Origin of the sequence: Nocardia sp. BMG111209, from assembly GCF_000381925.1 — a bacterium.
In the GTDB taxonomy this organism is placed as follows: domain Bacteria; phylum Actinomycetota; class Actinomycetes; order Mycobacteriales; family Mycobacteriaceae; genus Nocardia.
Map to the genome: position 1 here is coordinate 1279454 of NZ_KB907309.1, position 24200 is coordinate 1303653.

At 69.3% G+C, this 24200-nt stretch carries 21 protein-coding genes; 8 read left to right on the forward strand and 13 right to left on the reverse strand.

Annotated features, from left to right (window positions below; all coding sequences use genetic code 11):
• The first annotated feature begins 159 nt into the window (after window positions 1-159).
• The 4 genes from G361_RS0137000 to G361_RS0137015 are packed head-to-tail and all read left to right on the forward strand — an operon-like array spanning window position 160 to window position 4671.
• Window positions 160-1848 carry a thiamine pyrophosphate-binding protein gene (locus G361_RS0137000; protein ID WP_019932195.1) on the forward strand — a complete coding sequence of 563 codons (1689 nt, stop codon included), beginning with the start codon at window positions 160-162 and terminating at the stop codon, window positions 1846-1848.
• On the forward strand, window positions 1845-2501 hold the full coding sequence (locus G361_RS0137005; RefSeq protein ID WP_019932196.1) for a hypothetical protein: 657 nt from the start codon (window positions 1845-1847) through the stop codon (window positions 2499-2501). The genes G361_RS0137000 and G361_RS0137005 overlap by 4 nt, the downstream gene beginning before the upstream one ends.
• 14 nt (window positions 2502-2515) lie before the next feature.
• The gene (locus tag G361_RS0137010; RefSeq protein WP_019932197.1) at window positions 2516-3559 is read left to right on the forward strand and encodes a 3-oxoacyl-ACP synthase III family protein; all 1044 of its coding nucleotides are present in this window, start codon (window positions 2516-2518) and stop codon (window positions 3557-3559) included.
• Window positions 3556-4671 (forward strand): aminotransferase class I/II-fold pyridoxal phosphate-dependent enzyme, encoded by a 1116-nt coding sequence (locus tag G361_RS0137015; protein ID WP_019932198.1) that lies wholly within the window; start codon window positions 3556-3558, stop codon window positions 4669-4671. The genes G361_RS0137010 and G361_RS0137015 overlap by 4 nt, the downstream gene beginning before the upstream one ends.
• Before the next feature lie 93 nt (window positions 4672-4764).
• Here G361_RS0137015 and G361_RS46055 read toward each other — a convergent pair whose 3' ends face one another.
• The 4 genes from G361_RS46055 to G361_RS0137035 all read right to left on the reverse strand — a co-directional run bounded on the left by G361_RS46055 (window position 4765) and on the right by G361_RS0137035 (window position 7330).
• The gene (locus tag G361_RS46055) at window positions 4765-5535 is read right to left on the reverse strand and encodes an anti-sigma factor (RefSeq protein ID WP_019932199.1); all 771 of its coding nucleotides are present in this window, start codon (window positions 5533-5535) and stop codon (window positions 4765-4767) included.
• On the reverse strand, window positions 5532-6125 hold the full coding sequence (locus G361_RS0137025) for a sigma-70 family RNA polymerase sigma factor (RefSeq protein WP_019932200.1): 594 nt from the start codon (window positions 6123-6125) through the stop codon (window positions 5532-5534). The genes G361_RS46055 and G361_RS0137025 overlap by 4 nt, the downstream gene beginning before the upstream one ends.
• A 123-nt stretch (window positions 6126-6248) precedes the next feature.
• Window positions 6249-6863: a YqgE/AlgH family protein gene (locus tag G361_RS0137030; RefSeq protein WP_019932201.1), complete on the reverse strand. Its 615-nt coding sequence runs from the start codon at window positions 6861-6863 to the stop codon at window positions 6249-6251.
• Between the two features lie 128 nt (window positions 6864-6991).
• Complete coding sequence (locus G361_RS0137035) at window positions 6992-7330, reverse strand: GNAT family N-acetyltransferase (protein ID WP_019932202.1); 339 nt, start codon at window positions 7328-7330, stop codon at window positions 6992-6994.
• A 135-nt stretch (window positions 7331-7465) separates the two neighbouring features.
• On the opposite strand from G361_RS0137035, the gene G361_RS0137040 reads away from it, so the two are divergent.
• The gene (locus G361_RS0137040) at window positions 7466-8611 is read left to right on the forward strand and encodes a glycerate kinase (protein WP_036496492.1); all 1146 of its coding nucleotides are present in this window, start codon (window positions 7466-7468) and stop codon (window positions 8609-8611) included.
• Between the two features lie 58 nt (window positions 8612-8669).
• Here G361_RS0137040 and aroQ read toward each other — a convergent pair whose 3' ends face one another.
• On the reverse strand, window positions 8670-9101 hold the full coding sequence (gene aroQ, locus G361_RS0137045; RefSeq protein ID WP_019932204.1) for a type II 3-dehydroquinate dehydratase: 432 nt from the start codon (window positions 9099-9101) through the stop codon (window positions 8670-8672).
• A 46-nt stretch (window positions 9102-9147) separates the two neighbouring features.
• On the reverse strand, window positions 9148-9789 hold the full coding sequence (locus G361_RS0137050) for a hypothetical protein (protein ID WP_019932205.1): 642 nt from the start codon (window positions 9787-9789) through the stop codon (window positions 9148-9150).
• 319 nt (window positions 9790-10108) lie between these two features.
• Between G361_RS0137050 and G361_RS0137055 the strand changes: the two genes are divergently transcribed.
• Window positions 10109-11791 (forward strand): NTF2-like N-terminal transpeptidase domain-containing protein, encoded by a 1683-nt coding sequence (locus G361_RS0137055; RefSeq protein ID WP_019932206.1) that lies wholly within the window; start codon window positions 10109-10111, stop codon window positions 11789-11791.
• 99 nt (window positions 11792-11890) lie between these two features.
• Here G361_RS0137055 and G361_RS0137060 read toward each other — a convergent pair whose 3' ends face one another.
• From G361_RS0137060 to G361_RS0137070, 3 genes are read right to left on the reverse strand one after another with little or no spacing between them, the layout of a single operon-like run.
• Window positions 11891-12268 carry a DUF3054 domain-containing protein gene (locus tag G361_RS0137060; RefSeq protein ID WP_019932207.1) on the reverse strand — a complete coding sequence of 126 codons (378 nt, stop codon included), beginning with the start codon at window positions 12266-12268 and terminating at the stop codon, window positions 11891-11893.
• 55 nt (window positions 12269-12323) lie between these two features.
• Entirely contained in the window at window positions 12324-13511 is a 1188-nt protein-coding gene (locus G361_RS0137065; RefSeq protein WP_019932208.1) for a YbhN family protein, read from the reverse strand.
• Between the two features lie 4 nt (window positions 13512-13515).
• On the reverse strand, window positions 13516-15084 hold the full coding sequence (locus tag G361_RS0137070) for an adenylate/guanylate cyclase domain-containing protein (protein ID WP_019932209.1): 1569 nt from the start codon (window positions 15082-15084) through the stop codon (window positions 13516-13518).
• Window positions 15085-15404: 320 nt separating this feature from the next.
• Here G361_RS0137070 and G361_RS0137075 point away from each other — a divergent pair, with 320 nt between their 5' ends.
• Entirely contained in the window at window positions 15405-16682 is a 1278-nt protein-coding gene (locus G361_RS0137075; RefSeq protein ID WP_081635748.1) for an AI-2E family transporter, read from the forward strand.
• Between the two features lie 75 nt (window positions 16683-16757).
• On the forward strand, window positions 16758-17420 hold the full coding sequence (locus tag G361_RS0137080) for a DUF1707 domain-containing protein (RefSeq protein WP_052172953.1): 663 nt from the start codon (window positions 16758-16760) through the stop codon (window positions 17418-17420).
• 87 nt (window positions 17421-17507) lie between these two features.
• Here the strand turns inward: G361_RS0137080 and G361_RS0137085 are convergent, their stop codons facing one another.
• Genes G361_RS0137085 through G361_RS0137100 form a run of 4 tightly spaced genes read right to left on the reverse strand, consistent with a single transcriptional unit; the run spans window position 17508 to window position 23481 of the window.
• Entirely contained in the window at window positions 17508-20495 is a 2988-nt protein-coding gene (locus G361_RS0137085; protein WP_019932212.1) for an MMPL family transporter, read from the reverse strand.
• Window positions 20496-21245, reverse strand: a complete 750-nt coding sequence (locus G361_RS0137090; RefSeq protein ID WP_019932213.1) for an NYN domain-containing protein — start codon at window positions 21243-21245, stop codon at window positions 20496-20498.
• Between the two features lie 44 nt (window positions 21246-21289).
• The gene (gene trmB / locus G361_RS0137095; protein WP_019932214.1) at window positions 21290-22120 is read right to left on the reverse strand and encodes a tRNA (guanosine(46)-N7)-methyltransferase TrmB; all 831 of its coding nucleotides are present in this window, start codon (window positions 22118-22120) and stop codon (window positions 21290-21292) included.
• A gap of 59 nt (window positions 22121-22179) precedes the next feature.
• Complete coding sequence (locus G361_RS0137100) at window positions 22180-23481, reverse strand: lipase family protein (protein WP_369798035.1); 1302 nt, start codon at window positions 23479-23481, stop codon at window positions 22180-22182.
• Window positions 23482-24200: the final 719 nt, after the last annotated feature.

Genomic DNA, 24200 nt, shown 5'->3' on the forward strand with positions numbered 1-24200 from the left:
AAGGAGGGCGGCGACCTGCGTATACGGGTCGGTTCCGAACTCGGAGCCGGAAAATCCGGCCCGTACTGAACCGAAGATCGGCGTGGCTCGTGGACGGGTTGTACGAGCGACCCGGATGTGCGCGAACGTCGAGGTGTGCGTGCACAGGAAGGAGTGCCCATGCCGACGCGGGCGGTGGACTATCTGGTGCAAGCGGTCGCGGCCCTGGACGTACATCACGTCTTCGGGGTCGACGGCGCGAATATCGAGGATTTCTACGATGCCGTGTTCGACACGGACTGTGATGTCACCGGTGTGGTGGCCAAACACGAATTCTCGGCGGCCACCATGGCCGACGGCTACGCCCGTTCCACTGCCGGACTCGGGGTCGTGGTCGCCACCTCCGGCGGCGGGTCGATGAATCTGGTTGCCGGACTGGCGGAATCGTTCGCCTCCCGGGTTCCGGTGCTGGCGCTGGTCGGACAGGCTCCGACCGTACTGGAAGGCAAAGGGGCCTTTCAGGACACCAGCGGACTTGCCGGAACCTTCGATGCCGCAAGGCTTTACGAGCCGATCAGCTACTACTGCGCCCGGGTGAACAGTGCGGCCGAACTGCCGGCCCACCTGGCGCGGGCGGTGGTGGCGACCCGGCGCGGCGGGCCCGCGGTGTTGTTGTTGCCCAAGGATGTGCAACAAGCGGACATGGGCGAGGTCGAACCCTTCCGGGTGCCGGCGCCGGCGGGCACGGCGGATGCGGCCGGCGTGGAGTCGGTCCGCACCGCGCTGTGGACCGCCCGGTCCACCGGCAAGGTGGTGGTCATCGCCGGCGATCAGGTGGCGCGCGACGACGCGCGCGCCGAATTGCAGCGATTGGCCACGGCACTGGATGCCGCGGTGGGAGTGGCACCGGATGCCAAGGATGTCTACGACCACGATCTGCCCGGATTCTGCGGAGTGGCCGGCAGCATGGGCCACGCGGAACTCGTCGACGCCGTGCGCGGCGCCGCCCTGTGTGTCCTGGTCGGCACCCGGTTGCCGGTCACCGCGCGCACCGGACTGGACGAGCCGCTGGGCACGGTGCCGGTGGTCAGTGTCGGCGCCGAGGAGCCGTATCTGCCCGCACTCCACTTCACCAGCACGGATCTGGCCGCCACGCTGGCCCTGCTCGCCGCGCCGGAGGACGGCGCCGCGGCGGTGACTTCGGCGGAGCCGCAGCGCCGGATGAAGGAGCTCACGCCACTGTCGGTGCCGGAGGCCGGCGGGCCCGGCCTGCGCTACCGCGATATCGTCGAAACCCTCAACGGCGCAATCGAATCCGGCACGGACGTATTCGCCGACGCGGGTAACACCGGCGCCGCGGTGGTACACCACCTGCGGTTGCCGCACGACGGCCGGTTCGTCGTGGCCCTCGGCATGGGCGGTATGGGATACGCCTTCGGGGCGGGTATCGGCTCGGCATTCGCCCGCCGGTGGCAGCCCGACGGCGGCGAGCGCCGGACATTCGTCGTCGCGGGGGACGGCGCATTCTTCATGCACGGTATGGAGATTCACACTGCGATCGAATACGCACTGCCGATCACATTCGTGGTGTGCAACAACAATGCACACGCCATGTGCATCACTCGGGAGCAACTGTATTATGGGGACAGATACAGCTTCAATCGCTTCCGGCCCACCGACATCGGCGCCGGTGTGGCGGCAATGTTCCCGGAACTGCCGGCCTGGTCTCCGCGAAGCATCGAGGAATTGGCCGCCGTTCTGCGCCTGTGCCTGGACCACCCGGGCCCCTCGTTCGTCTGTATCGATTGCGATCCCGACGAAATTCCCCCGTTCGTTCCCTTTCTGTCGGTTCCCAGGAGGCATCCGTGACCACCAGTGCCCTACCCGCGCTCAGCGATATTCCCGAGGTGTTGCCCGGCGTCCTGCGCATCGAGAACTCCGATCGCGAGGCCACCACGCCGATCATCGTCGACATGCTGCGCTCGGTGTATCCGCACGATCAGATCTTCGGTGAGTTCTGCCCGGTCCAGGCCTACATCGCCGCACCGCCGCAGGAGGTGTTCGACTATCTGGCCGACACCCGGTGCCTGGAGGAATGGACCTACAGCCTGCGCGGATTCGTCGAGACCGAGGAGCCCGGGCTCTGGCTCGCCTACGACCGGCTGGGCAAGGAGACCGAGATCTACACTCGCACGGTCGCGCACGCCGACGCCATGACGGTGGACTACCACTGCGCCTGGGATCAGGGTTCGCATCTGTGGATGATCTACCTGATGCGCGTGATCGATGCGCAATTGGTATTCAACAAGCCGGGTTCGGTGGTGATCTGGGTCAACTGTCACCATCCGTTCTACGACGAGAATCCCTATCCGGAAGCGGCGCCGCCGGGACGACCGGTGTGGGTCGGCGATTTCTGGGACATGTTCTCCGCCGGACATCAGCTGGAAATGGACAACCTGAAGGCCATCTGTGAATATCGGGCAGCGCACGGCCTCCCCATCAAGCCCGACTGGATGAAGTGAGGACGGTAACACCCATGGAATTCACGGATTCCGTCGCGCCGACGCATGCGCCGGTGAGTCTCGTCGACGTGTCGAGTTATCTGCCCGGCGACCCGGTCGGCACCGAATATTTCACGCAGTTCGCCCGCTCCGATCGGATGGCGAAGAATGTCATGTTCCGCGCGCCGCGCGCCCGCCATCACGTCTCGCGGGACCAGACGGCGGTGGACATGGTCGAACAGGCGGCGGCGCCGCTGCGCGAGCGGCACGGCACCGATCTGTTCCGCGATATCGACATCCTGATCACCCACACCCAGCTGCCGGACAATCCGGTGATGGGCTGCGGGCCGGAGGTGGCCCGGCGGCTGGACATGCGTCCCGGCTGGGTTTTCGATGTGCACAACAGCGGGTGCGCGGCCTTCGTGCACATGATGGCGCTGGCCCGGATGATCATGCAGACCACCGACGCCAAGACCGCGCTGATCGCCGCGACCCAGAACACCGCCGGTCAGGTCTTCACCCAGACCGATATCCGCAAACTCGCCCAGGCCCCGGTGCCCGGCGACGGCTGCGGCGTCGGGCTGCTGGTGAAGAACGACGACGCGCCGATCCTGGACATCGAATGCCGCAGCTATCCCGAATTCGCCGGTGACATGGACTTCAGCAGCGGATCCGACCGCAAGTACTGGGAGCCGGGCGAGGGGCAGGGCTGCGTCAGCTTCACCGAATCCAAGGTCACCAAGGTGTTCGCGCGCGGCAACCGGCTGGTGCCGGAGGTGGCGCTGACGGTGTGCGACCGGATCGGGGTGAAGGGGCGCGATATCGACACCTTCGTCACCAACCAGCCGAACCGGCTGTTCCTGCGCAACTGGCACGACGCGCTGGAGATGCCGGCCGAGCGGCATCCGGACACCTTCGACCGGTGCGGAAACCTTTTCGCCGCAGGCATTCCCGTCACCCTCGACACCGAGAACCGGGCCGGGCGGCTGGACAACGGTTCGGTGGTGCTGATGGCCGCCTTCGCGCACGCGGGCGATTTCGCGGCGGCCGCGGCGGTGCGCTGGGGGGCCGGACGATGACCACCCGCACCGCGACCTTCCGGCACCGTCCGGAGGGCGCCCGCTTCGATCTCACGCTCAGCGAGAATCCGTTCCCGCCTTTACCTTCCGTGGTGTCCGCGCTGGAACACACTCTGGCGGAGGCGAATCGGTATCCGGAGTTCCTGCCGCACCGGCTGCCGCAGGTGATCTCGGCGCATCTGGGCATCGATGCCGATCGGGTCGTGGTCGGGGCCGGCGGTACCGGGGTGGTGCTGCAGATCATGCAGGCGCTCACGGTACCCGGGCAGCGCATGGTGTACGCGGCGCCGACCTTCGACGGCTATCCGATCATGGCGGGGATGGTCGGCCTGGAAACCGTTGGCGTGGGCCTGGATTCGTCCGGCCGGCAGGACCTGTGGGCGATGGCGCGGGCCGTCGACGAGTGCACCGGGCTGATCGCGGTGTGCCGTCCGCACAATCCGACCGGCACCGTGGTCCCGGCCAGCGAGCTGAAGGCGTTCCTCTTCGGTGTGCCCCGGCACATTCCGGTGATCCTGGACGAGGCGTACGTCGAATTCCTCGGCGACGGGGATTCGCTGGACGCGGTGCAGTTGACGGACCGGTATCCGAATCTGCTGGTGCTGCGCACCTTCTCGAAGGCGTACGGTCTCGCCGGACTGCGCATCGGCTACGCCTTCGGGCAGCCGGAGCTGGTCCGCCGGGTCCGCCGGCTGCAATTGCCGTTCGGCACACCGGAATCCGCGGTGGCGGCGGTCGTCGCCTGCTATGCGGCCGGCGCCGAACTGACCGAGCGCATCGCCCGCATCGGCACCGAACGGGAACTGCTGCGCACGATGTTGCGGACCCGCGGTATCCGGGTGCCCCGCAGCCGGGCCAACTTCCTGTATCTGCCCGGACCGGGGACCGCCGAGACCCTGGCCCGCGCCGGAATCGCCGCCAAGGCGTATCCGGACGGCAGCGCCCGCATCACCGTCGGCGATCCCGCCGCGGGCGCCGCGGTGCTGAGCGCGCTGGGATTCCCGGCGGCGCCGCTGCCGGTTCGCCGCGGCCCGGCGATCCCGCAGATCCTGCCGGACGATACGAACATGTGGGCCCGGACCGTCGACTGCGAGCCCAGTCTGTCGCGCTGACGCCGGAACACGAACGGGGCCCACCGGATTGCTTCCGGTGGGCCCCGTATTCGTCGTGGTGGGTGGGTCCTGCAGGGCCTACTGCCGTGGGCCCTACAGCGTGCCGACCAGGATGGTCTGACCACCCGCCGCGCGGATCTCCACGCTGCGGACGTGCTGCGGATCGAGGTCCGTGGTCCGGGACAGGGTCAAGGCATCGCCGGGGCCGGCCCACCAGCCCGCGAGCCGTTGTGGCGGCCCGGCCTGCTCGTTCAGCCACAGTTCGAAGGCGGCCTGATAGGGGGCGCCACCGGCGGCGTAGTTGCACGACATCTCCACGGTCGCCTTGCCGTGCGAGTCGATCACCTTGAAGCTCGCCGAGACCGGGGTCGACACCACCGGGTTCATCTGGCGCTCGGCGACCACCTGGGCGGCGACGGGAGGTGCGGACCGCTCGGTCAGCGTGGCCGTGATCGGCACCGCGATCGCCACGGCGGCGGCCGCGGCGGCGACCGCACCGGCCACCGCGAGCGACCGGCGCCGCGGCGGGCGGGTCGCCGGCGAGCGGTGCGCGGGCGAACGACGCGTGGCCGCGCGGTGCGCGACGGTGGACAGCGGGACAACCGGTGCCGGATCCACGGCGCCCGGCTCGATCTCCGGGAGGGGATCGAGCAGCGCCAGGGCCACATCGGCATCGACGCGGCCCAGCAGGCCGGGCAGACCCGACAGCTCGGCCACCGCCGCACGGCACTCCGGACAGCCGACCAGATGCTCCTCGTACTCGAGCCGATCCGTACGGCCGAGGGCGCCGAGCAGGTACGGGCCGTCCCACGTCGCATAGCGGTCGCCCGACTCCGGATCCGCGGCAGGCGCGGTCTCGGTCACTTCGTCACCCCCATCTCCTGTAGTATCGAGCGCAGGGCCCGCATACCGTAATGCATGCGTGACTTCACGGTGCCCTCGGGGATGGCCAACTCGGTCGCGATCTGCTGGGTGGACAGACCGCGGTAGTAGGCCCGCACGATCACCGCGCGGTGATCGCCGCTCAATCGCGCCAGCGCGTCCGCGATGAGCCAGCCGTCGACGGCCCGGTCCGCCTGATCCGGTTCCGACTGTTCCGGGGGGTTGTCCATCCGGTATTCGCGCCGGTGCCGGGCGCTGCGGTGCTCGTCCACGGCCAGGTTGCGCGCCACGGTGAACAACCAGGCCCGCGCCGAGGAGGTGGACTGGTCCAGCACGTGCGGGCGCTGCCAGGCGCGCAGCAGGGTCTCCTGCACGATGTCCTCGGCTCGTCCCGCGTCTCCGACCAGGCTGTAGGTGTAGCGCCACAGCGGGGTCGCGTGTTCGTCGTACAGTGCCCGCAACAGCCGTGCCTGCTCCGGCGAGGCGCCGGTCTCCGGTGGGGTCCGGGGATCTCGGAAGACGCCTGCCGTGTGGGTGGCCCGGTCGCCGGGGGAATGGGTCGGGACGCCCATCTCACCGTGTCGATCGGCGAGCTGGGAGCCCGAGGGGCTCGCGCACGACGGCGGGGATCACCGTCGGCAGGTCCGGGGACGCCGCTTCGACACAGTTCGTGGCCACACTAGGCGTATACGATTTCAATTGCGTTCTAGTTCGATCGGATGTGTGGCCAACAACGACAGCGGCAGCGGTTGCCGGCGCAACACCTGGGCCCAGAGGTCGGTGCGGCCGGCGATCGGGTCCGTCGGCAGGGCCGACAGTACGATCCAATCGCCGCGTTCCAGTTCGCCGGCCAGCTGACCGAAGGTCCAACCGGCATATCCGGCGAAGATCCGGATGCCCTCGACCAGCGGGCCGATGTCCTCGGGATCCGAATCGAGATCCAGCAGCGCCACCCGGCCGTCGACCCGGCGCAGTCCGCGCACCTGTTCGATGGCGGTACCGGCCTTGACCGTGGCCAGGCACAGCGCGGCGTCACGCTTGACCGGTCCGCCCAGATACAGCGCGCGCGGCGCGGCGGCGAGCTCGGACCAGCGGGGCAGCACGTCCTGCAGGGCGGTGTCGCTGGGGCGGTTCAGCACCACGCCCAGGCTGCCGGCGTCGTTGTGCTCCACGATGTACACCACCGTGCGCCGGAACGAGGGCTCCACCAGGTCGGTCGCCGAGACCAGCAGCGTTCCCGGTCGTACTGCCTGCTCGTCGTGCCGGGATTCGCGTCTGGAGCGGTCACCGTGTTCCTCTGCGCGTGCCACGCAGTCATCATCGCACCGCGAGCGAAACCGTGTGGTGCCAAGCGTCGAGTTGGAATGTTCGCACTGGGCGAATCAGGTCCGAAATGCAGGCATTCCTACTTTCGAATCGGGCAATTGTTACCGGACCGCTACTGGAGCCCGAATGATTCCCGGGCCCAGTGCGGTACCAGTGCGCCGTATTCCGGATTGGTTTCGATGAAATGTCGCACCACCGCGCACATCGGCAGAATTTGGGCGCCGTCGAGGCGGGTGTCGTCCAGCGCGGTCCGTACCAGCAGCGCCTCGTGGCCCCGGCCGGACCAGCGGGCATCGATCTCGGTGTGCACGAAGGCCCGTTCGGCGGCGGTCTCCTGATATTCGGCGGTGCCCGCGAGTTCACCGCCGACATACAGTTCGAAACGGCTCGCGGCGGGGTTGTTGCGCACGGTTGGAGCGTCCGCGATGTCGAGATCGGTCTGCCTGGTCACCCGACGAGCCTATGGCCTGCCGCCCGTGGCCGCCGATCGAAACATGATCATGTCTGTTTCTCGTCCTATGCACACCTGTGGACAACTCCGCGCACCGAGTTCCGGTGGCGCACATGTGCTGTGCACAATATCGGGATGGTGCACGGGAATCCGGGCGTGGTGGTGCTGGCGCCGGACAAGTTCAAGGGTTCGCTGTCCGCACCCGGGGTGGCGGCGGCGCTCGCCGCCGGCATCCGTCGCGTGCTACCCGCCGCGGACATCCGCCCGCTGCCGGTCGCCGACGGCGGCGACGGGACCGTCGACGCGTTCGTGGCGGCGGGCTGGACAGCGGTGCCGCTGGACGCGGTCGGTCCGACCGGTGCGCCGGTGACCACCTCCTATGCCGTGCACGACGGTACCGCCGTCATCGAGTTGGCCACCGTCGCCGGGCTGGAGCGGCTGCCCGGTGGCCGGCCCGATCCGTTGCGGGCCGGTACCCGCGGACTGGGCCTCGCGGTCCGGCACGCGCTCGACCACGGCATCCGTTCGATCGTGCTGGGACTGGGCGGCAGCGCCTCCACCGACGGCGGCGCCGGTCTGCTGCAGGCCCTGGGCCTGCGCATCCTGGCTGCGGACGGTCGCGAAATACCTTCGGGCGGTGCGGCTCTCGTCGATGCGGTGCGGGTGGACAAGTCGGGTCTGCACCCGGCGCTCGCCGAGACCACCGTCACGCTCGCCTCGGATGTGGACAACCCGTTGCTCGGAAGCCGGGGCGCGGCAGCGATCTTCGGGCCGCAGAAGGGCGCCGATCGTGCCCAGATCGCGCTGCTGGAAACGGGATTGGCGCGCTGGGCCGAACTGATCGGCCCGGACCGCGCCGACCGGCCCGGGGCGGGCGCGGCCGGCGGCACCGGATTCGGGGCCATGGCGGTGCTCGGCGCGGTGGCGCGTTCCGGGATCGAGGTGGTGCTCGACCTCGTCGACTTCCGCACCCTGGTGCGGGATGCCGCGCTGGTGATCACCGGTGAGGGCTCACTGGACGAACAGAGCCTGCACGGCAAGGCGCCGATCGGCGTCTGCGCCGCCGCGCGCGCAGCCGGGGTACCGGTCGTGGCGGTGGCCGGTCGCTGCCTGCTCGACGCCGATCGGCTCCGGGCCGCCGGATTCACGGCCTGCTATCCACTGACCGACCTCGAACCGGATCCGGCCCGCTCCATGGCCGGTGCGGCACAACTGTTGTCGGAGCTGGGGGCGCGGATCGCCACCGGCCATCTGATCTCCCCGGCATCGGAACCGCACTGACTCCCGCGCGGAAACGATTCGAGGACGGCCTGTTCCGCGAATTCGTCGCGGCGCCGGATCAGGCTCGGGTGCAGAGGAATTCGACGGCCGCGGCGTAGCCCTGGATTCCCATGCCCGCGATCACCGCGGTGGCGATCGGGGAGATGTAGGAGTGGTGCCGGAATTCCTCGCGCGCATGCACATTCGAGATGTGCACCTCGACGATCGGCACCTCCGGGATCACCAGCGCGTCGCGCAGCGCCACCGACGTGTGGGTGAGGCCGCCCGGGTTGATCACGATGCCGGAGACCGCGCCGTGGCCGGCGTGGATCCGATCGATCAGCGCCCCTTCGGAATTCGACTGGAACGCGGCGACCTCGCGGTCGAAGCGGGCGGCCGTCCGCTCGGCCAGCGCCACGATGTCGTCGAGGGTGTCCGAGCCGTACACCTCGGGCTGCCGGATGCCCAGCATGTTCAGATTCGGGCCGTTGAGCACGAGGATCGGTGACATGCCGGACACCCTAGCGGGGCCGGGCGAGGTGGCGGCGGAGGGGAGTTCAGAGCCCCTTCGGACCCTCGGCGCGCAGGTCGTCGACCTTCGTCATGGCCGTGCGCAACTCCTCGAGCCATTCCTCCGCATGCTTACCGGCCAGCCGTACGGTCCACGCCAGGGCGTCGGCGCGGGAGCGGGCGACACCGGCGTCGACGAGGGTGTCGAGCACCTTGCGTTCCGGCTGGCGCAGCCGGGTCATCACCGGAACGGCCAGATGGGTGAACATGATTCGCTCGGCGGTCGCCGTGGGCGGCGCGCCGATCGTGACGCCCCAGGCCACGCTGCGGCCGTACCGCGCCTGCGCCTCCTGGGCGATCTGCATCCGGGCCGGGCGGGTGCCCTCCCGGAACCGCGACACCAGACCCTCCCGGGTCGCCGCCGGGACCTCGGCATCCGCGGTCGCGTCGGCCGGTGGTTCGGCCTCGGCGGGGGTCTCGGCGTCGAGCGGTTCGCCGGTGGCGGACAGCGGCAGGCGGCCGATCACCACGATCTCGTCCCGGTCGATCTCGATGACGGGCGCGCCGAGGAACCATTCGGCGGGCAACCGCCCGGCGAACCAGTCCGGCGCATCCTGCGGATCCGGAAGATCCGCCTGCTGCCAGCCGCCCGGGCGGCCGAATCCGCGCCCTCGATGTCCGTGTCTCATCTCTGCACCTCACTGAGTTCCGAGCGATACGTTGTAACTGTGATTACAAGATTACGCGGGAACGGCGGTACGGAATTACGCCGTCGGAGAACGGTTCCGGCGGTACGGAAGTGGTGACCACGGCTAACTAACGATTCCGCGAACGATCCGGCGAAAGTTGCGATCCGGGCACTATGGTGGTGCTCGAGTATGGCGCTGAACATTCAGAATGCGGGTCGGCGCGCCCCGTTCTCGCCGGACGGTGCGGCGAAATCGCGGACGCTGCCTCGGGTACCGTTGGGCTGTTGCCGGAGTGACGAGGGTGAAGAGTGGGGCCGATATGAATGTGTGGGGATCCCGCCGCATTCGGGTACGCGGCGCACTGGCAGTGCTGAGTGCGGCCCTCGTGGCCGTCGCGACCGGATCCTGTGCGCTGCACAGCAAACCCAGCGGTCCCGAGGGTGTGGTCGAGCACTTCACCCAGTTGCTCGACAAACGCGACGCCACCTCCGCGGCACAGCTGACCTCGTATCCCAGTGGCGCCGAGGCCACGTTGAAGCAGATGTTCGACGGTCTCGGCGACGCCAAGCCCGATTATCAACTGGCGCAGTACATCAACCTCGACGCCGATTCCGGCATGTTCAACCTCAAGGCCGACTGGAATTTCGGGGCCGGTAAGGACTGGAGCTACGACCTCCAGGGCAGTATCCGGAAACTGGCTATCGGCTGGCGAATCTCGTGGGATCCGGGTGTCGTGATGCCCGCGCTGGACAGTCAGCACAGCGTGAAATACGTCCGCACCGACCCGACCCCGCCGCCGAAGGTCAACGACAACGCGGGCGAGGCGCTGATGACCCAGCAGACCATCAATGTGGTGAAACTGGATCCGACCAGGACTTCCGACCCGGTGGCGTCCACCAACGCCCTCGCCGACGCAATCAAGCCGGTGGCGCCTTTGATCACCGGCGGTTCGCTGATGCAGGACCTCTCGGCGGCACAGGGCAAGCCGATCACCGCGGTGACGCTGCGCGACGACGATTTCGCCGTGCTCCAGCCGCGCCTGGCGCCGATTCCGGGTGTGGTGCTGGAACAGTCGCCCAAGGTGATCGCGACCGACCGCCGGGTGTGGTCACCGCTGCTGGACGCGCTGCGCAACGTGTGGCAGGAGGATCGCGACCAGCACGCCGGATGGGGTGTGCAACTGCTCGACCCCAACGGCCACCTGGTCTACCAGCTCGCCGGGCAGCCGGGACCGCCCGCGCCCGACGTCGCCTCCACGCTGGATCCGCGGTTGCAGCGCGCCGCCGAGGACGCGGTGGTCAGCGCCGGCACCGCGGCCTCGATCGTGGCCATCCAGCCGTCCACCGGCGCGGTGGTCGCCACCGCGCAGAACACCTATGCCAGCGAACAGGGTTCACCGGCGTTCACCGCCGCGTATCCGGTCGGCGGGGCCGCCGATCTGTTCAAGGCCGTCGCCGCGGTGGTGAAGAAGAAGGCGCCGCAGGACGTCTCGTTGCAGGACACCGCCGAGGCGGCGGCCATGCTCGGGATCGGGGTCGGGTACCGGGTGGCCGGACTCGACCAGATCACCGGCCGGGTACCGCTGTCCGGCAAGGGTGTCGAGCAGGTGAACAAGGGCAGCGGCGATCCGATCCTGGCCAGCCCGTTCGGGATGGCGATCGCGGCGGCGGCCATCGCGCACGGCGGACTGATCCCGCCGATGATCGAGATCGGCCGGCCCGCGACCACCGACGCCCAGATCAACCCGCTGCCCGGTGAGGCGGTGGACCGGTTGCGCGCGATGCTGCACGACGAGGCCGTCGGCGGCCCGGATCTGGCGACCCTGCGCCACTACGCGGGGGTCACCGCCTTCGCGGCGAAGGGCGGCACCGGCGGCTGGTTGCTCGCCACCATGGGCGATCTGGCGTTCGCGGTGCACATCGACGATGTGGACTCCGGCGATGCCACCGCGCGAATGGCGGCCCGGCTGCTGCAATCGCTCGCGTCACCCGACAGCAAGTAGGGCCGGAGCCGCCGGACGCGGCAGCGATCGGTCGTCCGGCCGCCGCGCGACTGCCGGCTCGGCCACCGGGCGATCGTCGGCCCGGCCGCCGGATTGCGGTCAGCGCAGGGCTTTCCAGGCCGCGCGCCAGCCGAGCAGGAACAGCGCCAGCACCGTGGCCGCGACGACGATGAAGCTGGGTTCGGTGCCCTGGCCGCTGATCACCCGCAGCACCATGCCGCCCGCGACGGTGCAGAACCAGATGACGACACCTGTCGGCCACAGCGGCCGCGCGTCGAAACGGCGTATCGCGGAGCCGAATTCGCCGTCCGCGCGCAGCCACGCCGCCACCGCCCAGCCGAGCAGCAGACCGACGCCGAACGGCCAGAAGGTGCGCAACAGGCCGGGGAATACCGCCTCGTGATGGCTGCGCCGGCCGATCAGGCAGAACAGGACCACCAGCACGACGTCGATCACCAACGGCACCAGTCTCTTCACGCCGCTCAGGTTAACGGGGAATCCGGCCGGCCCGGTCCCGAACCCGACGCGCCGGTCATTCGGCCGGTGCGCTGTCGGCGGCCTCCGGCCCGGACGACTCGGACAGCGGCCGGTCCTCGCCGAGCAGCCGCTGCTCGGCCAGGATCGCCGAGCGCCGCTCGAACTCCTGCTCGTATTCGGCGTCCCCGGCCTGCGGCGTGCGGAACAGGAAGGCGAACACGATCCAGCCGACCACCGCCACCAGGATGAAGCTGACCAGCCGGTAGACGAAGGCCGCGGCCACCGCCTGCGCGGCCGGCAGTCCCGCGGCGGCGGTGAGGCTGTAGATGAGGGTGGCGTCCACGTAGACGATGCCGCCCGGCGCGAACGGGATGGTCCCGACCGCCTTGCCGACGCTGAACGCGATCATCAGCCCGGCCAGCCGCGGTTCGCCGCCGACCGCGTAACAGGCCGCGCCCAGGCAGGCCACGTCGCCGAGCCGGTGCATCAGCGCCCACAGCGCGACCAGGGCGCCGTCGCGGCGGCCCAGATCCACCGATTCCAGCTGGTGGATCAGCTCGTCGACCTTGTCGCGACCGTCGTCGAGCGGGCGGTTCTTGTCCCACATCCGGCGGATCCGATTGACCAGGCGGAGCAGTCGCCGCAGGATCGCCTGGATCGAGCCGGGATTGGCGGATACGTAGTTGCCGCCGGCGATCAGCAGCACCACCGCCCCCAGCGAGAGGATCAGCTGCCACGGCCCGATCCGGTCACCGACCAGGACCGCGCCGCCGACCCCGAGCAACACCATGCCGGCGGCGGCGACCACCCCGGACATCACCAGCTGCCAGGAGGCGACGATCGCGCTGGCGCCCCAGCGCCGGGTGTGCCGATAGGTGAACGCGGTCGAGAACACCTGACCGGCGGGCAGCGTCACCGACATCGCGGTCGCGCCGAACACCACGGCCAGCGAACTGCGCTGACTCACCTCGACGCCACCGGCGTGCAGCAACTGTTTCTGGATCCGGCCGAAACCGCTCATCGACACCGCCTGCATCAGAACGCAGGCGGCGACCCAGCCCCAGTGCACCTCGGTGAGGTTCTTCCAGGACTCGTGCAGGCGCGGCCACAGATAGATGCCCTCGGTCACGAGGAGTGCGGACAGCAGGGCGCCGAGCACCCACTTCACCCAGCGGAACCGCCCCTTGCCGCTCGGCTGCGGCAGCGGTGCCGACACACCGGCGGATTCACCTCGGGCCGTCACTCCGTCAGAGTAACGAATCCGGAGCCGGTTGCGCCGCTTCCGTCGGGAGCGGGCGGGCGGCCCCGGGATCGATCCGCGGCCATGCCAGCCGGGTCTTGCGGCGCCGGCCCCGCAACTGCACCTCGTCGCCGGATTCCCAGCACTGCTGTTCCTGTTCGTCCGCGAAGTACAGCGCACTGCCGGAGGTGAGCACCCGGCCCGGATATTCCTTGGCCAATTCGGTCAGCCGGGAAGCCTCGTTGACGGGATCGCCGATCACCGTGTACTCGAAGCGATTCGCGGCGCCGATGTTGCCGGCCACCGCCAGCCCCGCCGAGACCCCGATGCCGACGTCCAGATCCGGCAGCGCGCGCAGCGCCCCGCGCAGGTCCCGGGCCGCGGCCAGCGCGGCGGTCGGGGCGTCCGGGCGATCCAGCGGCGCACCGAAGATGGCCAGCGCGGCATCGCCGACGAATTTGTTGATCAGGCCGTTGTGCCGGTCGACGACGTCGACGACGATCCGGAAGAACTCGTTGAGCAGCGCCACCACCTCGGTCGGTGGCCGTTCGGCGGCGGTCGCGGTGGAGCCGACCATATCGACGAACAGCACCGCCACGAACCGGGTCTCGCCGCCGAGTTCGGTGCCGTATTCCAGGGCCCGGCGGGCGACCTCCTCGCCGACGTGCTGGCCGAACAGCTCCTGCAGTTCGCGGCGCTGCGCGGCCTCCTCCATCATCCGGTTGAAACCGACCTGCAGCAGGCCGATCTCACTGCCGTCGAACACCTCCACCTGGACGTCGCGGGCGCCCTCCTGCACCCGCGCGATCGCCCGCGACAGCTGCCGCACCGGATCGGAGATGCTGGAACCGGTCAGCATGGACAGCGCCAGCGCCTGCAGGATCACCACCCCGCACAGCAGCAGGATCGCCACCGCCATCGACTGCGCCGAGAACTTCACCTGCGAGGTGATCTCGGTGACGCAGAGCAGCACGATGGCGATGGTCGGCGCGAAAGTGCCCATACCCCAGGTCATCGCCATCCGGGTGCCGACGCCGGGGGTCAGGTGGTGGTCGAACGTGCCGGTGGTCAGCGCCTGGGCGGCCACCGGGCGCAGGATCCGCTCGCCGAGCATGTAGGTGAAGCCGAAGACGATGGTGGCCGCCATGATCTCGGTGACGACGACCGCGCCGGCCAGCCGCGGGGTGTCGACGACGGTCACCGCCAGGACGGCGCCGCCGATCAGCCACAGCCCCAGATGCACGATCGCCTGGCGCAGCGGCGCGTGCAGGGCGGCCATCTGTTCCTGCCGGCTGGGCGGCCCGCCGCGCACCTGCCAGCGCATCACCGGACGCAGCATCAGCGCGGCGGCTGTGACGCTGAGCACCCCGCCGATCACGAAGACGAGAACGGGGACCAGCAGTCCCGCCCGGCGCACCCCGCTCGGCGCGCCCTCGGGCGCGGGCAGCCCGTACTGGATGAAGGCCCAGACCAGAACCGCGCCGAATGCGTTGGCCGCCAGCATCGAGGCGAGATACAGCGGCCAACGGGTGTGCATGGTCTGTTTGACCGCTTCCAGCGATGTGGATCCGGTCATGTAGGTACGGTGTCCGGTCTTGCTTCGGAGGGCGGCGGCACGATCACCAATCTAGCGTTCCGGGCGATTCCGGACAGGTGGCGCTCCCGGAAGGGTGCGCGCGGCCGACCGCACCACATTCCGGCAGGAGCAACCGACCACCCAGCCCGATTCCGGTTAGGCTCGCGGGCATGAGCGGTGAGGGGCCGGAGGCGGCAGCGAAGCATCACCACGAAGGCCCCCCGAGCATGCCCGATGGAGACAGCATGAGCGGTGAGGGGCCGGAGGCGGCAGCGGAGCATCACCACGAAGGCCCTCCGAGCATGCCCCATGGCGACAGCATGAGCGGTGCGGGGCCGGAGGCGGCAGTGGGGGGCGACGAGACCGTGGTCACGGACGGCGTGGCGGCCATCGGGCGGCGGGCGTCCGGTCGGCCCGTCTACCCCGATCCCGCGGACGCGGTGCACCCGCTGGTGCGGCAGACCGCGGAATGGTGCTGGCGGGTGCTGGTCATCCTGATCTCGGTGCTGGTGGTGGCCTATCTGGCGCATCGGCTGACCACGGTCGTGATTCCGCTGGCCATCGCCCTGCTGGCCGCGGCGCTGCTGTCGCCGCTGGTGGACCTGTTACAACGGGTCGGATTACCGCGCGGCATCGGGGTTTTCGTGGCGCTGGTCGGTTCGCTCGGCCTGCTGGCCGGCATCTTCACCTTCGTGATCGAGCAGTTCATCACGGGTGTGCCGCAGCTGACCGACGAATTCAAGACGAGCATCCAGAGCGTGCAGGACTGGCTGATCAACGGTCCGCTGCACATGAGCAACGATCAGATCCGCAACGCGGGCAACACGATCATCAAGACCCTCGAATCGAATCAGCAGTCGCTGACCAGCGGCGCGCTGACCACGGCGACGGTGATCGGGGAGTTCCTCACCGGAACCTTCCTCACGCTGTTCATCACCATCTTCTTCCTCTACGGCGGCGACCAGATCTGGCATTTCGTCACCCGGATCGTCCCGACCCCGCATCGGGACCGGGTTCGCGTCGCCGGGCGGCTCGGTTTCGGCACGCTGATCGGCTTCGTGCGGGCGACGGTCGTGGTGGCCGGCGTGGACGCGATCGGAATCGGTTCGGGCCTGGCGATTCTCAACGTTCCGCTGGCGCTGCCGCTGGCCTCGCTGGTGTTCATCGGCGCGTTCATCCCGATCATCGGGTCGCTGCTGGCCGGGACCATCGCGGTATTCCTCGCCCTGATGACGAAGGGCATGGTCACGGCCCTGATCGTGCTGGGTATCACGATCGCGGTCATGCAGCTGGAAAGCCATGTGCTGCAACCGTTGCTGCTGGGCCGTGCGGTGCGGATCCACCCGCTGGCCGTGATCCTCGCGATCACCGCGGGTGTGGTGCTCGCCGGTATCGCCGGCGGCCTGCTGGCGGTGCCGTTCGTCGCGGTGATGAACACCGCCGTGCGGTCACTGCTGGCCAGCAGTCCCACCGTCCTCTACGAGGAACTGACCAGCGGACGGCCCGGCGAACCGATGTTCCACGCCGATCCGGACAACCCGACCCCGGGCCGGTACGACGTACCCGGGACCGGACCCGACTTGGTCACCGAGGGCTGACCGATACCGATTCGGGGTTTGCCCTGATGTGCGGGACCCGCCCCGTCGGTAGCCTTGGACAGCATGGGTGAGGCAATGTCCACCTCCGGAACGCGCCCGACGGCGGCCGGGGGTGCGGTGGGTGACCGGGACCTTCGAGTATCGGACGCCGAACGTGAACACGTCGGAATGCTGCTGCAGCGGGCCGTCGGCCTGGGGATGCTGTCGCTGGGTGAATTCACCGAGCGGATGGATACGGCGCTGGCGGCCAAGACCCGCGGCGAATTGAACGCCGTACTCGTCGACCTGCCGGGTATGCGGCTGAACGGGCAGCCGCGACCGGCCCCGGCCCACTACGGCCGGCCGCAGGCGACCCCCGCCCCGGCCGGCAATGTGATCCGCTCGCGGCTGTCCTCGGTGACCCGGCGCGGCCGCTGGCAGGTGCCGGCGTCGCTGTATCTGAGCAACCACATGTCGAGCGTGACCCTCGATTTCACCGAGGCGATCATGTCCACCCAGGTCGTCGAGCTGCGCATGGATGATTTCTGCTCCTCGCTGACCCTGATCGTGCCCGGCGAGGCCACCGTCGACCTGGACGGCCTGGAACTCACCGGATCCAGCATCACCAACAAGGTCCGCGGTGGCGGCACCGCGATCGGCGCACTGCATCTGGTGGTCCACGGCAAGTTGCGCTTCGGGTCCGTGACCGCCAAATATCCGTTCGGCGTGCAGTGGCGCCGGCTGGTGTCCGGCGCCTGAGCCGAGCCGTCGACCGGCGTATCCCCGGTACCCGCCCGTACTACGCTCCGGTTCCCGGGCGCGGCCCTGTGGCCGGCCCGGGATCCGTCAGTTGTCGTTGTTGCGGCGGCGCAGCAGTTCGTTGACGCTGACCGTCCGGCCCGTGCCGGGGGTTTTCGCGGCGTCACCCGGGCCGGGCCGCGACGAGCGCAGGTCGGCCATCCACTGTTCGATGTTGTCCCGGTCGTGATTCCCGGGGGCGGCGGGGGCCGCCTCCTCCGGGGCCGCGGGCCGCGCCGGGACCGGCGTGGTCGGGGCGTCCAGCGATTCGCCGTGTTCCGCCGGGGCGGCGTGCGCCGGACCGGAGGCCGAAGGGACCGACTTCACGAGTGCGGATTCGGCCTCCGCCGCACCGAGATCGGCCGGATCCGCCTCGTTCGGCTGATACAGCTGGGCCCGCACCGCCGGATGCGGTGGCACCTTCGACGGCCCGGCCGGCTGCGGCGGCAGCACGCGCGGGGTGGCGCCGACCGGGGCCACCGGGGTGGCGTCCGGGGTATCGGCGCCGGGCTGGGTCACCGTGCGCGGCGGTACGCCGGGCAGCGGGGCCTGCGGCGTGACCGTGCTGGTCACCACGGGGAAGGGCGTGGCCGGCGGGGTCGGTGCGGCAGGCGGCTCCGGCCGGGCGGCCGGGGGTTCGGCGGCCGGGGCCTCGTTCGCGGGCGGCTCGGCCGGTTTGGTACCCCAGCGGCTCATGAATCGCGGGCCGATCCGCTCGGTCGGCGCGTCACCGTCCACACCGCCGATGAAGCGCGCCCGGCGCGGTTTCCGCGCCGGTTTGGCGGGCGTGCCGTCGGCCAGCATCGGAATCTGCATGGTGACCGGATCCGTGACCGGCGTGGCCTTCACCAGGTCCACGACCTCGCCCTTGCGCGGGCGCTCGTCGTGCAGTCCCGGCTCGCCGAGGCCGACGCGCTGCTGGATCTTCTTCATCCAGCGTGGCGCCCACCAGCAGTCGTCGCCGAGCAGCTTCATGATCGCCGGCACCAGCAGCATGCGCAGCACGGTGGCGTCGATGAACAGCGCCGCGATCATGCCGTACGCGATGTACTGCATCATCACCAGATCGGAGAAGGCGAACGCGCCGGTCACCACGAGCAGGATCAGCGCGGCGGCGGTGATGATGCGGCCGGTCTGCGCGGTACCGATCCGGACCGCCTCGGTGGTACTGGCCCCCGTACTTCGGGCCTCGACCATCCGGGAGAGCAGGAACACCTCGTAGTCCGTGGACAGACCGTAGATCACCGCGATTATCAGCACCAGAACCGGTGACATGATCGGCTGTGGCGTGAAGTTGAGCAGTCCGGCGCCGTGACCGTCGACGAATATCCAGGTCAGGATGCCCAGCGTCGAACCCAGGCCGAGCGCGCTCATCAACGCGGCCTTGATCGGCAGCACCAGCGAACCGAAGGTCAGGAACATCAGGATCGTGGTGACCAGGACGCCCAGCAAGATCATCAACGGCATCCGCGACAGCAGCGCGTCGATACTGTCCTTCTGGATCGCGGGCTGGCCGCCGACATATACCTGCACATCGTTCGGGACATTCATCGAACGCAGATAGTCGATGGTGGCGTCGGCGGTGTCGGTATCTCCGTCCTTCAGCGTGCTCGACGTCTGCCAGACGTTCGACCCGTTCGGCGGTTTACCCGGTGTGGAGAAGGCGCTCGTCAGCCCGGGGGCCTGGCTCGCCTTCTTGACGACGGCGCCGATCTCCGCGGTGTTGTCGGTGACGAGCACCAGCTGGATCGGATTCGACTTCCGCAGCGGGAACAACTTGTCGAAGTCGGCCTGCGCCACGCGCGTCGGATTGTCCGGCGGCAGATAGGTCTCGCTGATCCCGCCGAATTTCAGATTCTTCACCGGGATGATCAGCAGCAGCAGGATGATGCACAGCGGGATCGCCACCTTCAGCGGATGTTTCATCACCCACTGCGGCAGGCGGCCCCAGAAGCCGCTCTCGATCTCCTCGGCGGTCTTGTTCTTGCGGAACCACTTCAGCCCGAGCATGTCGACGCGCGGGCCGAGAATGCTGAGCATCGCCGGCAGGACCGTGACGGCGCTGACCGCCGCGAGCAGCACCGTCGCGATGGTGCCGTACGCCACCGATTTCAGGAAGCCCTGTGGGAACAGCAACATGCCCGCACTGGCCGCGATGATCATGGTGGCCGAGAACAGCACGGTCCGGCCGGCGGTCATGACCGACCGCCGCACCGCCACCCCGGTGTCGTAACCCTCGGCCATCTCCTCGCGGAACCGGCTCACGATGAACAGGCCGTAGTCGATCGCCAGGCCCAGGCCGATCATCGATACCACCGGCGACACGAACGAGTTCACATCCGTGAAATTGGTGATGATCCGCACGATGCCGTTGGCGCCGACGACGGTCAGACCACCGACGATCAGCGGCAACGCGGCCGCGACCACACCACCGAAGATGAAGAACAGCAGCACCGCCACCGCCGGGATCGCGATGATCTCCATCCGGCGCTGGTCGGCGGACATGGTGTCGTTGAGGGTGCCCGACACCGTCTGCAGGCCGGCGACCTGGACCTTCACCCCCGGAATGGTGAAGGCGTCCTTCACCTTGCGGTAGTTCTTCACCTCGTCGGTGTCGTTGTCGCCCTTGATGGCCACCGACACGAACGCCGACTTCTTGTCCTTGGTGGCCAGCGCCGCCGTCGGCGCGGTGTTGCCGACCCGCCAGTACGAGTAGTTCAGCCCGGTGATCTCGGGATACTGGGTGAGCCCGGCGAGGCTCGACGTGATCTTGTCGGCGAAGGCCGGATCGTCGACGGTGCTGCCGTCCGGCGCGGTGTACAGGACGATGACGTCACTGGTGTGGTCGCGCCCGTAGATGCGATCCAGCATCTGCGCCGCCTGCGAGGACTCCGAATTCGGGTCGTCCCACCCGCTGGAGCTGAGATGATCCTCGAGACCGAACCCGTAGCCGCCCAATGCGAGCAGCGCCGCCACCACCACACCGAGCACGGTGTAGCGCAGTCGATAGACCAGATCGCCCCAGCGGGTGAACACTTAAGCGACTCCTTGAGCGGGGCGGGAAGTGAGCAGGGCGGACAGCGGCCGGAACGGCTGCAGCCAGGCTCCTTCTTCGGGCAGCGAGTCGAGGCTGACCCGCGGCAACGGTTCGCGGAACACGCCGGGAATGTCCTCGAGATCGATGAACTCGAGGATATCGGACGTCACCGCCCAACTGGCGTGCTCGCGGAATCCCAGCACCTGCACCGGAACCCCGGCGGCTGCGATCTCCTCGAGCGGTTCCCGGAACGCCTGGCCGTCCGCGGAGGCGACCATGATGCCCGCGAGCCCGGCACCGCGGCGCCGTAACTCGATGTGCGCGAGCATATCGCTGTCGACGTCCGAATCCTCGTCGATCTTGGGCTTGGCGAAGACGGCGTAGCCGACGTTGCGCAGCGCCTCGACCCAGGGCCGCACCACGTCGGCGGTGCCCGGGGCGATATTGGTGAAGACCGTGGCCTCCGCCTCCACCCGGTGCACACTGCCGACCGAGAGTTCGGCGGAACGGGCCAGCAACCATCGGCCGAGCGCGTCGAAGCGCGGGCGGTAGGCGGCGGTGGGCCGGCCGCCGAGGATGGCGCCGAGGCCCATGTCCAGATTGGGTGCGTCCCAGACCAGCAGCACCCGCCGGACATCCGTGGTGCCGGCGGGCAGCGGGGAAGACACGTCACCGTGACCGGGTGCGGCGCTGCCGGGTGTCGGGGCCGCGGCGGAACCGCCGTGCGGTTCGTCGCCGGTGCCGCGCATTATTTCGGCAACATCCACGGCCACGGTGGCCATCTCACTGACGCTCATGGATTGATCTTCCCCCAAATGAGCTCCGTGATCGCGCTACCGGCGCGATGTGCCTTGCTTTCGAACTTGGTCACCGGGCGTTCGAAGCCGATCGGCGCGTCGCGGCGGAACTGCTCCGGATCGCCGCCGGTGGCCTCGTTCATGCCGATGAACTGGGGTTCTTCCGCACCGACGGCCGCGATGTGCTCCGCGTACTCGGCATGGTCGGTGGCGACGTGCAACACGCCGCCGGGGATCAGCCGACTCGCGATCAGGCTCATGGTGGGCGCCTGCAGCAACCGCCGCTTGTGATGCCGGGCCTTCGGCCAGGGGTCCGGGAAGAAGACCCGCACACCAGTCAGCGAATTCTTGGCAATCATGTGTTCGAGTACGTCGACCGCATCCCCGCGCAGCAGCCGGATATTGCCGATGTCCTCGCGCTCGATGCGCTGCACCAGCTGGGCCAGACCCGGCTGGTAGACCTCGATCCCGAGCAGGTCGAACTGCGGCTCGTCCCGGGCCATCGCGGCGGTGGCGGTACCGGTACCGCAGCCGATCTCGACGATCAGGGGAGCGGTGCGGCCGAACCAGACGGCGGCGTCGAGCCGGTCGTCGGACACCTCACGGCCGATGCGCGGCCACATCCGCTCCCAGGACTGTTGCTGGGTCGGCGTGAGCGCGACCCGGCGGGATCGGAAACTGGTGACCCGGGGATACAGACGGGAGCCCGTCCGCTTGCCCGGACCCGAGGCGGACGTGGTCGGCCCCGAACCGGGGGCGGACGTGGTCGGCCGCCGCCCGGGAACAGACTCTGTGGCGGGGTGTGCGGCGTCGTTCACGGGCTCCATTGTCCATATTCGATGATGAGCCCAAGTAACCGACCGGTCGTGCCGATCGGGCGCCCGGTTCACGCCGCCAGGGTGGGCACGGCCGGCACCGGGGGCTCGGACTCCTGACGCAGTGGCTGCCCGAGCACGATGCGGGCGGCGGTGGTGGCCATGTCGAGCAGTCCGCGCCAGCGCGCCGGGGCGGCCGCCACGGACCAGACCGTCCGGGTTTCCTCCTGTTCGGGAACGGGCAGGCCGGCGATCCGGTCCGCCAGCCAATCCAGCGCCAGCGGGGTGGCCAGCGGCAGCAGTGAGAAGTGTTCGCTGAGCCGATCGCGGATGTAGGTCACCGAGGCGCCGCCGCGGCGGTAGCGCGCCACCTGATCGTCCACCCCGTCGGCGTGGATGACCTGGTCGTGCACCGGCTGGACGACCAGCAGCGGGCAGGCCGGTGTCGAATCGCCCAACCGCAGGTCGTCGAGCATCGCCTGCATACCCGGCTCGGCCAGCACCTCGGTCAGCGGCCGCGACAGATGTTCGTCGATGCTGTGGAACGCCATGCGCACCAGCACGGCCAGCGGCGCCGACCGGGTGGCCATCGCCAGCCGGCGGCGGCCGTCGTCGGTCAGATCCGCGTCCATCACCCGGGCCAGCGCCGGATACGACCGGGCCAGCGCCGCGATCACGAGCGCGGGGAAGCCGGAATAGCAGCCCCCGTTCAGCCTTGCGAAGACCCGGCCCGGATCGCCCACCGGCGCGCCGAGGACCGCGCCGGTCAGGTTGATCTCCGGGGCGTAGGTCGGCGCCATCTCGACCATCCAGGAACTGGCCATCCCGCCGCCGGAATACCCCCAGGCCGCGACCGGGGTATCGGGACCCAGGCCCAGCGGCGTGAAATGCAGTGCGGCGCGGACGCCGTCGAGCGCGCGGTATCCGGGTTCGCGGGGAGCGCCGAAGTTCCCGTGCGAGCCGCCGTGATCGGCGATGCTCACCGCCCAGCCGCGGCGCAGCGCATTCGCGACCAGCAGCCATTCCAACTGGGTGATGGATCCGGGCGCCCACGCGCCGCGGCGCAGCGCGTACGAGGGCGCGCAACGATCGGTCACCGAATCGATCGCCGACTGGAAGGCCAGCAGCGGCCGATCGACAGGCTCGGGGCCGTCGTCGCCGGGGGCCGGCAGCAGCACCGTGGTGACCACGGCCTCGGCCCGGCCGTGCAGATCGTTGCTGCGGTACAGCAACTGCCAGGCCGAGACCTGCTGCGGTACGACGCCGAACAGGGCCACCTCGATCGACCGGCTGCGCAGGACGGTGCCGGGGGCATATCCGTCCAGGCCGGACGGCGGGTAATAGAACGGATCCTCCGACGGTGGTCGGGGCATGGTCGCACCGGGCGCGAGTAACGCGCCGGCGGCTCCTATTCGGCCGATGACGTCGACGTTGACGGTCATCGCTTCCTCCTCGGTCTTCCCGGTCGGTGCCCGGCGGGCCGCCGCGGGCCCGCCGATGGCACACTCCCGGACGACCGAACGTGATCCGTTCCCACCGGCCGGTGTCGATGCTGTCGATTCGGACCAGGATAGGGTCCTGGACGTTTGTCCGGGAAGAGTACGACCGCCGCGCTGTGGCGCCGCACAGTGCGAGTCGGACTCCGGCGGCCTTTTCCCCGATGCAAATTCCATCCCGTCGACCTGCATGATCGATTATCGCGATTGATGTGACATGGTTAACAGGTATCGTCGATCCCCCTGGAATTGTGATCGATTGCACATACCACAAGCCCCTCCGAGCAGCGGTGATCCCGCCGCCACGACCGTCCTCGAGGACACCTGTGGACGACCGGGAGCGTGTGCGTGACGAGCGCACGGGGACCCGGCCTCGGGCCGCCGCCGAGGCGACCGAGATCGAGCGCACGCCCGGCGACCGGGTGACGGTGCTCACCGGCGGCGACTTCTGCTCCGGGCCGATCCGGCGGATCGAGTGCGAACCGGGCTCGTGTGCGCACGCCGCCTCCGGGAAGGCCGTGCCGATGGGAGAATGCCCGGCGGAAGGGGGTGGTGCGGATGGCCAGGCGTACCGAGGACGGCGAGACCTATCGCGC

Bases quoted from the DNA above. Each gene is read 5' to 3' on its own strand.
- aroQ (WP_019932204.1), bottom strand. From the start codon at position 9,101: ATGTCACCGATCCTCGTGCTCAACGGCCCGAATCTGAACATGCTGGGC.
- G361_RS0137070 (WP_019932209.1), bottom strand. From the start codon at position 15,084: ATGACCGGATCCACATCGCTGGAAGCGGTCAAACAGACCATGCACACC.
- trmB (WP_019932214.1), bottom strand. From the start codon at position 22,120: ATGGAGCCCGTGAACGACGCCGCACACCCCGCCACAGAGTCTGTTCCC.
- G361_RS0137000 (WP_019932195.1), top strand. From the start codon at position 160: ATGCCGACGCGGGCGGTGGACTATCTGGTGCAAGCGGTCGCGGCCCTG.
- G361_RS0137050 (WP_019932205.1), bottom strand. From the start codon at position 9,789: ATGAGACACGGACATCGAGGGCGCGGATTCGGCCGCCCGGGCGGCTGG.
- G361_RS0137055 (WP_019932206.1), top strand. From the start codon at position 10,109: ATGAATGTGTGGGGATCCCGCCGCATTCGGGTACGCGGCGCACTGGCA.
- G361_RS0137015 (WP_019932198.1), top strand. From the start codon at position 3,556: ATGACCACCCGCACCGCGACCTTCCGGCACCGTCCGGAGGGCGCCCGC.
- G361_RS0137080 (WP_052172953.1), top strand. From the start codon at position 16,758: ATGTCCACCTCCGGAACGCGCCCGACGGCGGCCGGGGGTGCGGTGGGT.
- G361_RS0137025 (WP_019932200.1), bottom strand. From the start codon at position 6,125: ATGGGCGTCCCGACCCATTCCCCCGGCGACCGGGCCACCCACACGGCA.
- G361_RS0137010 (WP_019932197.1), top strand. From the start codon at position 2,516: ATGGAATTCACGGATTCCGTCGCGCCGACGCATGCGCCGGTGAGTCTC.
- G361_RS0137090 (WP_019932213.1), bottom strand. From the start codon at position 21,245: ATGCGCGGCACCGGCGACGAACCGCACGGCGGTTCCGCCGCGGCCCCG.
- G361_RS0137100 (WP_369798035.1), bottom strand. From the start codon at position 23,481: ATGCCCCGACCACCGTCGGAGGATCCGTTCTATTACCCGCCGTCCGGC.
- G361_RS0137075 (WP_081635748.1), top strand. From the start codon at position 15,405: ATGAGCGGTGCGGGGCCGGAGGCGGCAGTGGGGGGCGACGAGACCGTG.
- G361_RS0137040 (WP_036496492.1), top strand. From the start codon at position 7,466: ATGGTGCACGGGAATCCGGGCGTGGTGGTGCTGGCGCCGGACAAGTTC.